The sequence below is a fragment of the Aquimarina latercula DSM 2041 genome, from assembly GCF_000430645.1.
Taxonomy (GTDB): domain Bacteria; phylum Bacteroidota; class Bacteroidia; order Flavobacteriales; family Flavobacteriaceae; genus Aquimarina; species Aquimarina latercula.
Genome location: NZ_AUMK01000010.1, coordinates 285,729 through 300,202, shown reverse-complemented (window position 1 = coordinate 300,202; position 14,474 = coordinate 285,729). Strand labels below are relative to the sequence as shown.

Annotated in this window: 9 protein-coding genes; 5 read left to right on the top strand and 4 right to left on the bottom strand. The window is 32.3% G+C overall.

Annotation, left to right across the window (positions count from 1 at the left end; genetic code table 11):
* Nucleotides 1-259 precede the first annotated feature (259 nt).
* Nucleotides 260-2,815, bottom strand: coding sequence for an ATP-dependent Clp protease ATP-binding subunit (locus H526_RS0110275; RefSeq protein ID WP_027392923.1), 2,556 nt, complete (start codon nucleotides 2,813-2,815; stop codon nucleotides 260-262).
* Between the two features lie 390 nt (nucleotides 2,816-3,205).
* Between H526_RS0110275 and gyrA the strand changes: the two genes are divergently transcribed.
* Nucleotides 3,206-5,755, top strand: a complete 2,550-nt coding sequence (gene gyrA, locus H526_RS0110270) for a DNA gyrase subunit A (protein WP_027392922.1) — start codon at nucleotides 3,206-3,208, stop codon at nucleotides 5,753-5,755.
* A 25-nt stretch (nucleotides 5,756-5,780) separates the two neighbouring features.
* On the top strand, nucleotides 5,781-7,055 hold the full coding sequence (locus tag H526_RS0110265) for a tetratricopeptide repeat protein (RefSeq protein WP_027392921.1): 1,275 nt from the start codon (nucleotides 5,781-5,783) through the stop codon (nucleotides 7,053-7,055).
* Nucleotides 7,056-7,135: 80 nt separating this feature from the next.
* On the opposite strand, the gene H526_RS0110260 is transcribed toward H526_RS0110265, so the two are convergent.
* The 3 genes from H526_RS0110260 to H526_RS0110250 all read right to left on the bottom strand — a co-directional run bounded on the left by H526_RS0110260 (nucleotide 7,136) and on the right by H526_RS0110250 (nucleotide 11,558).
* Entirely contained in the window at nucleotides 7,136-7,546 is a 411-nt protein-coding gene (locus H526_RS0110260) for a hypothetical protein (protein ID WP_027392920.1), read from the bottom strand.
* Between the two features lie 165 nt (nucleotides 7,547-7,711).
* On the bottom strand, nucleotides 7,712-10,723 hold the full coding sequence (locus H526_RS0110255) for a VPS10 domain-containing protein (RefSeq protein ID WP_245591199.1): 3,012 nt from the start codon (nucleotides 10,721-10,723) through the stop codon (nucleotides 7,712-7,714).
* Nucleotides 10,724-10,835: 112 nt separating this feature from the next.
* Nucleotides 10,836-11,558 carry a LolA-like protein gene (locus H526_RS0110250; RefSeq protein WP_027392918.1) on the bottom strand — a complete coding sequence of 241 codons (723 nt, stop codon included), beginning with the start codon at nucleotides 11,556-11,558 and terminating at the stop codon, nucleotides 10,836-10,838.
* 91 nt (nucleotides 11,559-11,649) lie between these two features.
* Here H526_RS0110250 and H526_RS0110245 point away from each other — a divergent pair, with 91 nt between their 5' ends.
* The 3 genes from H526_RS0110245 to H526_RS0110235 all read left to right on the top strand — a co-directional run bounded on the left by H526_RS0110245 (nucleotide 11,650) and on the right by H526_RS0110235 (nucleotide 14,326).
* Nucleotides 11,650-12,540, top strand: coding sequence for a DUF72 domain-containing protein (locus H526_RS0110245; RefSeq protein ID WP_027392917.1), 891 nt, complete (start codon nucleotides 11,650-11,652; stop codon nucleotides 12,538-12,540).
* A 207-nt stretch (nucleotides 12,541-12,747) separates the two neighbouring features.
* Entirely contained in the window at nucleotides 12,748-13,134 is a 387-nt protein-coding gene (locus H526_RS0110240; RefSeq protein ID WP_027392916.1) for a hypothetical protein, read from the top strand.
* Between the two features lie 82 nt (nucleotides 13,135-13,216).
* Nucleotides 13,217-14,326 carry a DEAD/DEAH box helicase gene (locus tag H526_RS0110235; protein ID WP_027392915.1) on the top strand — a complete coding sequence of 370 codons (1,110 nt, stop codon included), beginning with the start codon at nucleotides 13,217-13,219 and terminating at the stop codon, nucleotides 14,324-14,326.
* The last annotated feature ends 148 nt before the right edge of the window (nucleotides 14,327-14,474 follow it).

The following is a 14,474-nucleotide window of genomic DNA, read 5'->3' as shown; positions in this document are numbered from 1 at the left end:
TTTTTTAGGTAGAGCAAATATATATTTTCAGAAATTAAAAAGTAAGTGTTTTTTAATTTTATTTGGGATTTTTCCCTTGTCATTTTGTTTCTAATTTGTTCTTCAGGTGAACTTCTTGTATCTCCTTAAGAACGTGCTGGTTTTTTAATTGATTTTGTTTGATAGAAGTTAGTTAGCTATGTTGTAATTATTCATAAAAAAAACTCTGATATATCTATTATACCAGAGTTTTTTTTTATAAATAATTTTTAATTGTAACCTAAGATTCTGTCGACTCTTCAGCTTTCTTTATTTTTATAGTCAATTCATTGGAATCATCATCAAGATCCATAAATATACTGTCTCCTTCTTGTAGCTGAGCGCTAATAATTTCCTCAGCTAAAGCGTCTTCAATATATTTTTGAATAGCTCTTTTTAATGGTCTTGCTCCATATTGTTTGTCAAATCCTTTTTCCGTAATATAATCCTTAGCTTTTTCACTTAGAGATAGATCATATCCAAGACCTTTAATTCTTCCGTAAAGTTTTTCTAATTCTATGTCAATAATTTTATGGATATCCTCACGTTCAAGCGCGTTGAATACAATAACATCATCAACTCTATTCAGGAATTCTGGAGCAAAAGCTTTCTTTAAAGCATTCTCAATAACTCCTTTGGCGTAACTATCTGATTGAGTCTTCTTGGCACTAGTCCCAAAACCAACACCTTGTCCAAAATCTTTTAGTTTACGTGCACCAATATTAGAAGTCATTATAATGATCGCATTTCTGAAATCAATTTTTCGACCAAGGCTATCTGTTAGGTATCCGTCATCTAATACTTGGAGCATCATGTTGAATACGTCAGGATGTGCTTTTTCAATTTCATCTAATAGAATAACAGCGTACGGTTTTCTTCTTACTTTTTCGGTAAGTTGTCCACCTTCTTCATAACCCACATATCCTGGAGGTGCTCCTATTAATCTAGAGACCGCAAACTTTTCCATATATTCACTCATGTCAATACGTATTAGCGTATCTTCACTGTCAAAAAGTTCTCTTGCGAGTACCTTGGCTAATTGCGTTTTTCCAACACCAGTTTGGCCTAGAAATATAAAGGATCCAATAGGTTTATTAGGATCTTTAAGCCCTGCTCTATTACGTTGTATTGCTTTAACTACCTTAGATACAGCTTCGTCTTGACCGATGACTTTGCCTTTTATAAGATTTGGTAGTTCGGCAAGTTTATTGCTTTCGGTTTGAGCGATTCTATTAACCGGGATTCCTGTCATCATAGAAACTACATCAGCAACATTTTCTTCGTCTACAGTTTCTTTATGTAGTTTAGAATCTTTTTCCCATTGCTCTTGAGCTTGACTTAATTCTTTTTCAAGATTTTTTTCATCATCTCTTAATTTAGCAGCTTCTTCATATTTCTGCTTTTTGACTACGCTATTTTTTAACTCCCGTACTTCTTCAAGCTTTTTCTCTAAATCCAAGATTTTCTTAGGAACATCAATATTTGTAATATGAACTCTAGATCCAGCTTCATCCAAAGCATCTATGGCTTTGTCCGGTAAAAACCGATCAGTCATATATCTATTGGTAAGCTTTACACATGCTTGAATTGCTTCATCAGTATAACTTACATTATGATGTTCTTCATATTTTTCTTTGATGTTGTTTAGGATTTCTATAGTTTCCTCAATGTTAGTTGGTTCAACTATAACCTTTTGAAAACGTCTTTCTAATGCACCATCTTTTTCAATATATTGTCTGTACTCATCTAATGTAGTAGCACCAATACATTGAATTTCACCTCTAGCTAAGGCAGGTTTAAACATGTTAGAGGCATCTAAACTACCAGTTGCTCCACCGGCACCTACAATGGTATGAATTTCATCAATGAAAAGAATAATATCATCATTCTTTTCTAACTCATTCATTACAGCTTTCATTCGTTCCTCGAATTGTCCTCTGTATTTTGTTCCAGCTACTAAACTAGCTAGATCTAAAGTAACAACTCTTTTGTCAAATAAAATCCTAGAAACTTTTCTTTTAACGATTCTTAGAGCTAAACCTTCCGCTATAGCAGATTTTCCAACTCCAGGTTCTCCAATTAGTAGAGGATTGTTTTTCTTTCTTCTACTTAATATTTGAGAAACACGTTCTATTTCTTTTGTTCTTCCAACAACTGGGTCTAGTTTCCCTTCTTCTGCCATTGCAGTTAAATCTCTTCCGAAATTGTCTAATACAGGAGTCTTAGATTTTTTGTTAGTTTTAGCACCACCAGTTGGAGAATTAAATGGATTCTCTTTTGAAGTGTCTCCAGCCATATCATCATCATCAGAAAATGATTCGGCTTTTGGGTTTTCTATAAATTCTTCTTCGTTAGCAATCATAAATTTAAATTGATCTTTAACATTATCATAATCTACCTTAAGCTTGTTTAAAAGTTTGGTAGTTGGATCGTTTTCGTTACGTAAAATGCACAGTAATAGATGTGCAGTATTAATAGAGGAGCTCTGAAACAATTTTGCTTCTAAAAAAGTTGTTTTAAGGGCTCTTTCTGCTTGTCTAGTTAGGTGTAAATTCTTTTTTTCATTTGTAGCAACTGCTACATTAGGATTTGCGGGGCTGAGAATTTCAACTTTTCTTCTCAAATTTGTTAAATCAATATCTAACGCATCAAGTATACTAATTGCTTTTCCACTTCCATCACGTAATAGTCCCAACATAAGATGTTCTGTACCAATAAAGTCGTGCCCTAAACGAAGTGCTTCCTCTTTACTGTATGCAATTACATCTTTGACTCTTGGTGAAAAATTATCATCCATATAATTAGTTTCTTTCTTTTTCTGTATTTCTTTATTACTAAATATAGTAATTTTTTAAAATTAAACTGACAAAAACTATTCCTTTTAACCATCATTAACAGGAAAGCTGACATAATAGCCCTTAATGTCATATTTTCAGTAAGTCTAAAAATAAAATTAAAATCTCCCTCGAAATTTAGTAAATATAATCTTGGGTATTCAGATTTTTGAGTAAATAGACAAAAAATGCATTAATAATCAAAATCTATATTTATAGACTTATTAACCAAATTGGTCGTTTAAGTTGTTAATAAATTACGTATATTAGGAAGGGTATTGCCTGTTAAAACCGTCTTAATTTACTTAAATTAGCGCGTTAAATAAAATCAATTTTAGAATAAAATAATTTTTATGGCAGAAGGAGAAAAGCTAATACCTATCAATATAGAGGATGAAATGAAGTCTGCGTACATCGATTATTCGATGTCGGTGATTGTATCACGTGCACTTCCTGATGTTAGAGATGGTCTTAAGCCAGTGCATAGGAGAGTTCTATATGGTATGTATGAGTTAGGCGTTAAAGCTAGTAGTGCTCATAAGAAATCAGCGAGAATTGTAGGAGAAGTTCTTGGAAAATATCACCCACATGGTGATACTTCCGTATATGATACTATGGTACGTATGGCTCAAGAGTGGAGTTTACGTTATATGTTGGTTGATGGTCAAGGTAACTTTGGTTCTGTAGATGGAGATAGTCCAGCAGCAATGCGATATACAGAAGCAAGAATGCGTAAGATTTCGGAAGATATGCTTGCTGATATCGAAAAAGATACTGTAGATCATACATTTAATTTTGATGATACACTACAGGAACCAACAGTATTACCAAGTAGGGTTCCGGGATTGTTAATTAATGGAGCATCAGGTATTGCTGTAGGTATGGCAACTAACATGCCTCCTCATAATTTAAGCGAAGTTGTAGATGGAACTATTGAATATATCAATAATAATGATATTGAAATAGATGAACTTATACAGCATATTAAGGCTCCTGATTTTCCTACAGGAGGTATAATTTATGGTTATGATGGTGTAAGAGAAGCTTTTAAAACAGGTAGAGGTAGAATAGTAATGCGTGCCAAAGCTAGTTTTGAAGAGGTTAATGGAAGAGAGTGTATTATTGTATCTGAAATTCCTTATCAGGTGAATAAGGCAGATATGATTAAGAAAACTGCCGATCTTGTAAATGATAAGAAAATAGACGGTATCTCAACTATTAGAGATGAGTCTGATAGAAAAGGAATGCGTATCGTTTATATTTTAAAAAGAGATGCGATACCTAATATTGTTCTTAATCTTCTTTATAAGTATACAGCATTACAATCTTCTTTTAGTGTTAATAATATCGCACTGGTAAAAGGAAGACCTCAGTTGTTGAACGTAAAAGAAATGATTCATCATTTTGTAGAGCATAGACATGAAGTTGTCGTGCGAAGAACGAGATATGAATTAAGAAAGGCAGAAGAAAGAGCACATATTCTAGAAGGATTAATTATAGCATCAGATAATATTGATGAAGTAATTAAATTAATAAGAGCATCTTCTAATGCAGAAGAGGCTAGAGAAAAGCTTATTACTAGATTTAAATTATCAGAAATTCAGGCAAAAGCGATTGTAGAGATGCGTCTACGTCAGCTAACAGGTCTGGAGCAAGATAAATTAAGAGCGGAGTATGATGAGTTAATGAAAACAATTGAAGATCTTAAGGATATTCTTGATAAAAAGGATCGTCGAATGGATATCATTAAAGAAGAACTTCTTGAGGTTAAAGATAAGTATGGTGATGCACGTCGTTCTCAAATAGAATATGCCGGTGGTGATCTAAGTATAGAGGATATGATTCCTAATGAGAAAGTAGTTATAACTATTTCTCATGCAGGATATATTAAAAGGACATCTCTAACAGAGTATAAAAAACAGAATAGAGGAGGAGTTGGTCAGAAAGGAAGTACAACTCGTAATGAAGACTTCTTAGAGCATTTATTTGTTGGTACAAATCATCAGTATATGCTGTTTTTTACTCAAAAAGGAAAATGTTTCTGGATGAGAGTATACGAAATACCAGAAGGAAGTAAGACTTCAAAAGGTAGAGCAATACAAAATCTTATCAATATAGAAAATGATGATAAAGTAAAAGCATTTATTTGTACACAGGACTTAAAAGATGAGGAATATATTAATTCTCATTATGTAATAATGGCAACTAAAAAAGGTCAGGTAAAAAAGACTTCTTTAGAACAATATTCTAGACCACGTACAAATGGTATTAATGCTATTACTATTAAGGATAATGATGAACTATTAGAAGCTAAATTAACTGATGGTAAAAGTCAAGTTATGTTAGCTGTTAAATCCGGAAAAGCAATTCGTTTCGAAGAAGAAAAAACTAGACCAATGGGTCGTGGTGCTTCTGGTGTAAGAGGAATACGCTTAGCTGATGATAAAGATGAGGTAATTGGAATGGTTGCTGTAAATGACATGGAAAGTAACATTTTAGTTGTTTCTGAAAACGGATATGGAAAGCGTTCTAAATTAGAAGACTACAGAATCACTAATAGAGGAGGAAAAGGAGTAAAAACGATATCTGTTACAGATAAAACTGGAGAATTAGTAGCAATTAAAAATGTTACGGACTCTGATGATCTGATGATTATAAATAAATCAGGTATTGCTATACGACTTTCTGTAGAAGATCTTAGAGTTATGGGACGTGCAACGCAAGGAGTTCGTCTTATCAATTTAAAAGGCAAAGATTCTATTGCTGCGGTAGCGAAAGTTATGCACGAAGAGGACGATGTTGAAGATATTGATGAAAATATTGAAGAAATTGATATATCTTTGCAAAATAATAGTGATGCTAATGATGGCACAACTATTGATAAAACAGAAGAAGAAGAATAAAAAGAATCCCGTAAAAACAAAAGTAATGAAAACTAAATTTGTCGTAGCATTTTTTTTAACTATCAGTGCTATTGGATTTTCACAAAAGAAAGCACTAAATGCGGCTAAAAAAGCATTAAAATCTGGTGATCTAGAAGTTGCCAGTGATGCATTAAAAGCTGCTGAAGGGCAATTAGAAGCTGCAGATGATAAGCAGAAAGCACAATATTATTTCCTAAAAGGACAGGTTTCTTCGGCATCATCCGATAAGTCTTTGGATAAAATTGAGCAGGCAGCCAATGCTTATACTAAAGTATTAGAAATTGAAGAAGTTTCGGGTAGTAAAAAATATACTACTCAAGCTAATACAGGAATACAAAATTTGCGCCAGTCTTTAGTAGAACAAGCGGTGGCGGATCAGAAAGCAGGTAAGAATAAAGATGCTGCTGATAAACTGTATTTAGGGTATAAGACAAAAAAGAGTGATACGTCTTATTTATATTTTGCTGCTTCTAATGCAGTAAATGGTAAGGATTATGATACAGCACTTAGGTATTATAATGAATTAATTGAAGTTGGTTATAAAGGAGTTGAGGAACGTTTTATGGCAACTAATAAAGAGACAGGAGAAGTAGATCCATTTGATTCAAAAGAATTAAGAGATTTTTCTGTAAAAGCAGGAACGCATATCAAACCAGAAGTTTCTAAAACGAAATCAAGACAAGCAGAAATAACTAAAAATATAGCTCTTATTTATATAGCTCAAGGTAAAGATGAGGAGGCTATTAAGGCAATGGAATCTGCTAAGGCTCAAAACCCTAATGATCCTGCTTTAATGCAAGAAGAGGCTAATATGTTTTACAAATTAGGTAATTTAGAAAAATACCAAGAGTTAATGAAGGCAATAGTTGCAAACGATCCAGAGAATCCTAATTTGTTATATAATTTAGGTGTAAGTGCATCACGATTAGGAGATAATGAACAAGCAATTACGTATTATAAGAAAGCTTTAGAGATCAAGCCTGATTATTCTTCTGCTCAAATAAATATTGCTGCTATTATTTTAAGTGGCGAAACTGCTCTTAATGAAGAAATGAATAGTCTTGGTGGATCTAATGCAGATTATAAAAGATTTGATGTTCTTAAAAAGCAAAAGCAAGATTTATATAGAGAAGCTGTTCCTTATTTGGAAGGAGCTCTACAATCAAAACCTGATAATGTAGAAGCTGTTCGTACGTTAATGCAGATTTTCTATCAACTAGATGATCCTAAAGCGGATGATATGAAAAATAAATTAAAAGCTTTAGAAGGCGGAAACTAGGCTTCACTAAAGTATTTTAAATAATAAAAAAGCGGATCAAAATTTTGATCCGCTTTTTTTATTAGAATAACACATATTGCTTAATATGTCGTAATTGGTTTGTCTAATAATTGAATATTACTTTGTAAACGTTCTCTAACGATATTCATCATTCTTTTGTTTAGGGATGACGAATTTTCAATGTATATGAGATACTCATCTACTGTAAATTGTCCAATAATCATTCCTTTTAAACTGTTTCTGAATTTCATGTCCTTTTGAACAGCATTCTCAATAAATAATAGTCGTTTTTCTATAGAAAGCTCAAAAAAAGTATTTTTTCTTTTTTTGATATAATTTCTAAACACTTCAATTAATAATTCATTTTGTAATTTAATGATTGGTCTAATTGTTTTGTTTTGAAATTGCTCGTCATTTGACATGTTTTCAGAAACTCTTGCATTTAAAATTTGTGGCCGTATAGCCAATAAATTTGATTCCCTGTTTTCCATAATAAAGAGTGTTTACTAAAAATACAGAATTGTTTCATCTAAATTTCAGAACACTTACCAGAGTTTTAAACCAGTTATGAACATTTTCTTATGAATAGAAATAATGTTTAGGCTTTATTTAAAAAAAATAAGACTTCCTAAATGGAAGCCTTATTTTTTTGAAATTTATTTTTTAAGGAATTCTGCTTTTGATTTAATATCTATGGGCGCAATTTCATTTTTCTCTAGATATTTCACAAGTTTAGATATTCTTTTATCCTTTATCTTTTGAAAATCTACAATTGCTTTTTTTAATTTCTCATTCAGTGTTTTTTGATTGTTTAATTGAGCACTTGACGGTTTTTCAAAATTATTTGTTACTGCATTATATAGATTAGAAATCTTTTCTCGCAATTCTGGTTCTGCTTCTTGAACATAATTATCTCCTGTAGTAATAACCAAAGACTCTTTTAATTCAGTTAATTCTTTGATAACAGGTGTCGCAATTTTTGAAGATTTTTCTTCAATTGATTTGGCTTTTTTTACTGTTTGATCAATTTCATGAACTAAATAAGCTAAATCTTCTATCATAACATAAAGTTCTTTAGAAGTTTTACGTTGCGATTTTCTTTCAGCTTCAGTCACTTCCGAATTTTTATCTTGTTCAACATCTATAGTATGTTCATAGGTGTTTTTACCTTTTGTGAGTACTACCTTGTATTTACCAGCAGCAACTCTTGGAGCAGCTCCTATTGAAAATGTTTTACCTGATGCAGATTTTGGAGAGATACTTCTGTAATTCCATCGAACTATATTAATTCCTTTGGCTTTTCCTGGAGGTAAATCAGTGATTTTATTTCCATTTAGATCCTGAATTTCCATGCTCATTTTTCCAAAAGTATGTCTCTTTTTTAGATAGTACATAATTTTTAGATTGCTACTTGGGTTCTGTCCTACGAACTGAGTTTCTGTGCTTCCTCCTCCAAACCCATTATTTTCTTTTATAATTCCAGGTTTAGTGTTGAAAAAATGTACATTTTTAGCCAATACTTCTTGATTGATCTGACGTAAAGAAGAAATGTCGTCCAATATTATTACACCTCTTCCATGAGTACCTAAAACAAGATCATTCGTTTTTTTATGAAGATCTATAAAATGTACTGCAGTTGCTGGCATATTATTAGTGAATCTAGCCCAATTTTTGCCACCATTAATAGTAACAAATAGTCCAAATTCTGTTCCTACGAACAATAAATCTTCTTGTTCATAGTCTTCTTGAATATTTCTGGCAAAACCTATAATATCATCGGTTGCAATAGATTTCCAGTTTTTTCCATAATCGGATGTTTTGTATACATATGTATTCATGTCTCCAGAAGTATGTCCATCAAAAACTGCGTATGCAGTTCCTGCATTATGAACACTTGCTTCTATATGATATACCCAAGTGTTGGCAGGTAAATTAGGAATATTACTAACTGTATTTGTCCAGTTTTTCCCACCATCTGTAGTGACTTGTACATTTCCATCATCAGTTCCAACCCAAATTACATTTTCGTTCACTGGAGATTCGGCTATGGTAAAAATGGTTGTGTGTGTTTCTGCTCCTGATTTATCTTTAGAAAGACCTCCAGATTCTTTATCTTGTTTAGTAAGGTCATTAGTTGTAAGGTCTGGAGATATTTTTGTCCAGTTATTACCCATATCTTCAGATTTATGAAGGTATTGGCTCCCCATATAAAAACGATCTGGTTTGTGAGCACTAATAGCCATTGGAGCATTCCAATTAAAACGTAGTTCTTCGTCACCATCAGGTATTGGTTCTACATTTTTAGTGGTGTTTTTCTCAGTATTTATTCTCCATACGTTTTGAGCTCCTTGCATTTCAGAATATATAATTGGTTTTGTAGGGTGCTTTAATACTCTAAAGCCATCTCCATAACCAATTCTTTTCCAATCTCTAGCTTCGATTCCTCCAGGAGAAGAGGAAGGACCATACCAAGAACCATTATCTTGTAATCCACCATATATATTGTATGGCTCTGCGTTGTCTAAACTAATTTGATAAAATTGTGATACAGGAAGATTTTCTACTATTTCCATAGTTGCGCCACCATCCCAACTTCTGTATACTCCTCCATCTGTTCCTGCATACATTCTATCACTATCATTGATATCAAAAAGAATATCATGAATATCAGCGTGCATGTTTCCAAGATTTTTAAAGGTTTTTCCTCCATCTTTAGAAATAGCTCCAAGAAAACCACCTTTTACAATAGTTTCAGGGTTTTTTGGGTCAACGACAAGACGAGAAAAATAAAATGGTCTTACTACTAATTCAAAATCATTATTTAATTGCTTCCAATTTTTTCCAGCATCGTCAGATCTATATAATCCTTTACTTTTATCATCTTCACTTTCAATCGCTGCGTATAATATTTTTGTATTAGATGGAGCCACTGCAATACCAATTCTACCTAAATTTCCTTCAGGAAAACCTGAATGAATTTTATTCCAGTTTTTTCCACCATCTATGGATTTGTATAATGCACTGTTAGCACCTCCGGAGTTAAAAGACCATCCAGTTCTTCTAAATTCCCACATAGAAGCATAAAGGGTATTCGGATCGTTTGGATCCATTAAAAGATCAGAAATACCTGTAGATGTATTGGTATATAGTATTTTATTCCAAGTCTCGCCGCCATCAGTGGTTTTGTATACACCGCGTTCATCGCTATCACCCCATAAAGCTCCCAGTACACCAACATAAACTTCTTTTGAGTTTTTTGGATTGATCACAATACTACTAATGCGCTCGGATTTTTCAAAACCAATTTTATTCCAAGTGTCTCCTCCGTTAGTGGTTTTATAAAGTCCATCTCCAATAGAAACACTATTTCTTGTCCATATCTCTCCAGTTCCAACCCATATTGTTTTATCCGGATCATTAGGGTCAACAGCTACAGCTCCAATGGATTGAGCGTGTTCATCAAAAATGGGATTAAATGTAGCGCCTCCATTGGATGTTCTCCATACTCCACCACCCGCTGTTCCAGCATAGATTACTCTAGCGTTGGTAGGATGGGCTTCTAGATCAATAATTCTTCCACTCATTAAGGCAGGACCTATATGACGTGCTTTAATATCACCAAAAAGTTCTTTTCCATTTAATGATATTTCTTGTGCTTCCAAGCTCATGTTTATACATAATAAGCAGCATAAGATTTTAATGTATTGTTGCATAATAGTTGTTTGTGTGATTAAAAAAAGCCTCAAACTTAGATGAGGCTTTTTTATAAAAGTGTGTTTTTTATTTCTCTGCAGGAAAAGCAAATAAAGTAGCTTCTATTTCTGGATTCAATACAATTTCTTTAATTTCTATAGGCTGTGGGCCTTGAGACATAGAGAAAGGGAAGTAAAGACCATCTACTTCTTGATAATCACTATAAGTAATAGTAGTTTTATTAGCTCCTTGAGTTGTTTCGATCAGAATAGGAACATAGTTTTCAGTTTCAAAGTAGTAGTAGCTAATACTTGGAGATTCTACTCCATTTAACGATACAGGTTCTGTAGTTAACTGTACTTTGAAAGTTTCAGTACCTTCTTTTGTTTCCTTTCCTAAATACTCTACAGTATATCCTTTTTCTTTATAATCTATAAAAGGATTCGGGAAATCATTCGTTGATAATTTCATGTTATCTGTAGTTTCTTTGTCACTTTTTTCTGCTTTCATAGTCATGAAATTAGTAGACCACATTGTTTCACCATCAAAAGCAAATTGAGTAATTGTTTTACCTTGTAACTCAATAACTACAGCTTGTTCACCTTTGTTTCCCGAATATATGGTTACAGGTATAACCATACCTCCTTGGTTTACTTGGGCTACCATTTTAGTACCAGTAAGCTTTTTCCAGTTTTCTTTACCTCCGGTATTTTCTAAATATGTATCGATAATTTCATCAGCAGTTTGCGCTTGTGTGGGAGCAATAATTGCTATAATTAGTACTACAATTAGTGATTTCAAAGTATTCATTGTTAAATTTTTTATTATTGTTACTGCATAGTTAGTCATTCGAATCCTATTTTTGTTACACAATTTATAGTAAACTTTTTAAATAAATATTATGAAATTTGGTAAAGTAGAACACCCAGAAAATATAAACTTTGTATTGCCAGAAGATCATCAGGATACTTTAAAAGTTTTACAGAAGGAAGGAAGTAATGATGTTTCTGTGTATGTGGGCTGTGCTAAGTGGAATAAACAAGATTTAAAGGGTTTTTATCCTAGAGGTACAAAAGATGAATTACATTACTATTCTAGACAATTTAATTGTATTGAATTAAATGCTACTTTTTATAGAATCTTTTCTGAAGATCAATTTAAGAAGTGGTATGATAAAACACCTGAAGGGTTTAAGTTTTTTCCAAAACTTGTACAAAATATATCGCATCTTAAGAGACTTAATGAAGATGTCCAGCCTTATGTAGATCAATATGTAGCAAATGCGGTTCATTTAAAAGAAAAACTAGGGACAATCTTTTTGCAAATGCATAGTAATTTTGCTCCTAAGTATTTTGAAAGAGTTATACGTTTTGTCGAAAAATGGCCAAAGGAATTATCATTAGCTATAGAGTTTAGACATAGAGATTGGTTTAATGATGAGGTGGTCGCAAGCGAATTGTATGATTTGTTAGAGAGTTCTGATGTATCGAATATAATTACAGACTCAGCAGGAAGGAGAGATTTATTGCATATGAGATTAACTAATAAGGAAGCTTTTATTAGATACGTAGGAGCAAATCATGAAACAGATTACACTAGGCTGGAGGAGTGGGTGGCTAGACTGAAAACATGGAAAGATCAAGGGATTGAAGATATTCATTTTTTTGTTCATCAAAACATAGAAAAAGAGTCACCTCTGCTTTCTAAATTTTTTATAGAACTAATAAATAATAGATTAAATACAAAGCTTAATTTACCGAACCATTCTTCTGATGGAACTACCTTATTCTAATTAAAAAAGGGTTGAATTACGGTTTTAACTTTCTTATTGTAGTCTTAATCACTCGTAAATAGTGTTAAATGTGTAAAAAAAATTGCATTTAATCTTGTTTATGTGTATTTTGCCGATGTTTTTAAATAATACTGCTCAGAAATACGCTACTTATTTTTAATGTAGAATTAAATTTGAACTTGTATTAATAAGCCAAAAAATATACATATGACTAAACTATTACGCCCCGCTTTATTATTTGTTTTTGTATTGTTTTCTTTTATTATTCAGGCACAGGAGGATGTTTTAAAAGAAACTATAGGCCAGTTTAGTGGCAGTATAACTACTTTTGATTTTTCAATTCATCAAAAAAATATAATCGAACAGAGTGAGAAAGTTTTTTCTTACGAAAATTGTAATCATGATCACTTGACTCATAATGATCATAATGAATTCCATTCCGAAAGTATTTCTCTTATGGATATTATATCTCCGGATGAAGGTGCAGACGTTAATTGTTCCGGTGGTTTTTGTATGCACGAATCGCACTTTCATAAAAAAGGATTAACTTTAAGAAGACAATTATTCGATTACTTCATGAAAATATCTTGCTAATCATCTAATTAATTTTATCTATTGATTGTTTTAGTTGGGCAATGAATTTATTCATCTATTTTTGCACTATAAAAGATAGAGGATGAAATTTTCAGAATTAGGTGTTCCCAAAGATCTAAATAAAGGTCTTAAAGAAATGGGAATAATAGTACCTACAAAAATTCAAGAGCAATCAATACCTGTACTTATCAATAATAAAGTAGACTTTATTGGTAAAGCTCAGACTGGAACTGGTAAAACAGCCGCCTTTGGTATTCCTTTATTAACTACTATAGACTCCCAGAAAAAAGAAGTTCAAGCATTAATCTTAGCACCTACAAGAGAACTAGGTCAACAAATTGCAAAACAGCTTTTTAAATTCACTAAGTATACAGATAAAATTTTTACAGAATCTGTATATGGTGGAGAAAAAATAGAAATTCAATTATCGAGATTAAAAAGACCAACCCATATTGTGGTTGCAACTCCTGGTAGATTAATTGATTTAATTGAAAGGAAAGCAGTTGATATTTCCAAAATCAAAACGATCGTATTAGACGAAGCTGATGAGATGTTGAGTATGGGATTCAAAAAGGATCTTACTACTATTTTGAGTAAAACTAAGGGATATAGAAATGTATGGCTTTTTTCTGCTACAATGCCATCAGGATTAAATGAAATTATTAATTCTTATGTTGACAAGGATGCTGTAAGAGTGTCAATTGATAAAAATGACGCTGTTAATAAAGGTATTGATCATCATTTTGTAGTTGGAGAAGAAGTAAATAAATTAGATACACTTACTTATTTTCTTAAATCTCATAAGAATCAAAGAGGAATAATTTTTACTAAAACGAAAGCCGCGGCTCGTAAGTTATCTAAACAGCTGATAGCAAAAAATTATGAAGTCGGCTTACTAGAAGGTGATATGACTCAAAAAGATAGGGATAAAGTAATGCGTGCATTTAAGAAAGCTACTTTAGAATTATTGGTATCTACTGATGTAGCTGCTAGAGGAATTGATGTAGCAGATTTAGCATTTGTAGTGCATTATCAGTTGCCAGATCAAATAGAATATTATACGCATAGAAGTGGCAGAACTGCTAGGGCAGGAAAAACGGGGTTATCATTAGCGCTTATAGTAAAGCAAGAATTAAAAGTGATTAGAGATTTAGAAAAAAATCTTGGAATTAGATTTTCTCAGATCCGTTAAAGATTTTTAATTTTTTACCTGAAAACAGGGGGGTCTTTTACCCAAATACTAGGTAGGTATAATCGATATTTAATCATATTTTTGGTTAAGCTAAAGTATTTTTTACTTTTTGAGGAAAAAATCACTCATAATGCATAAAAATCGAATT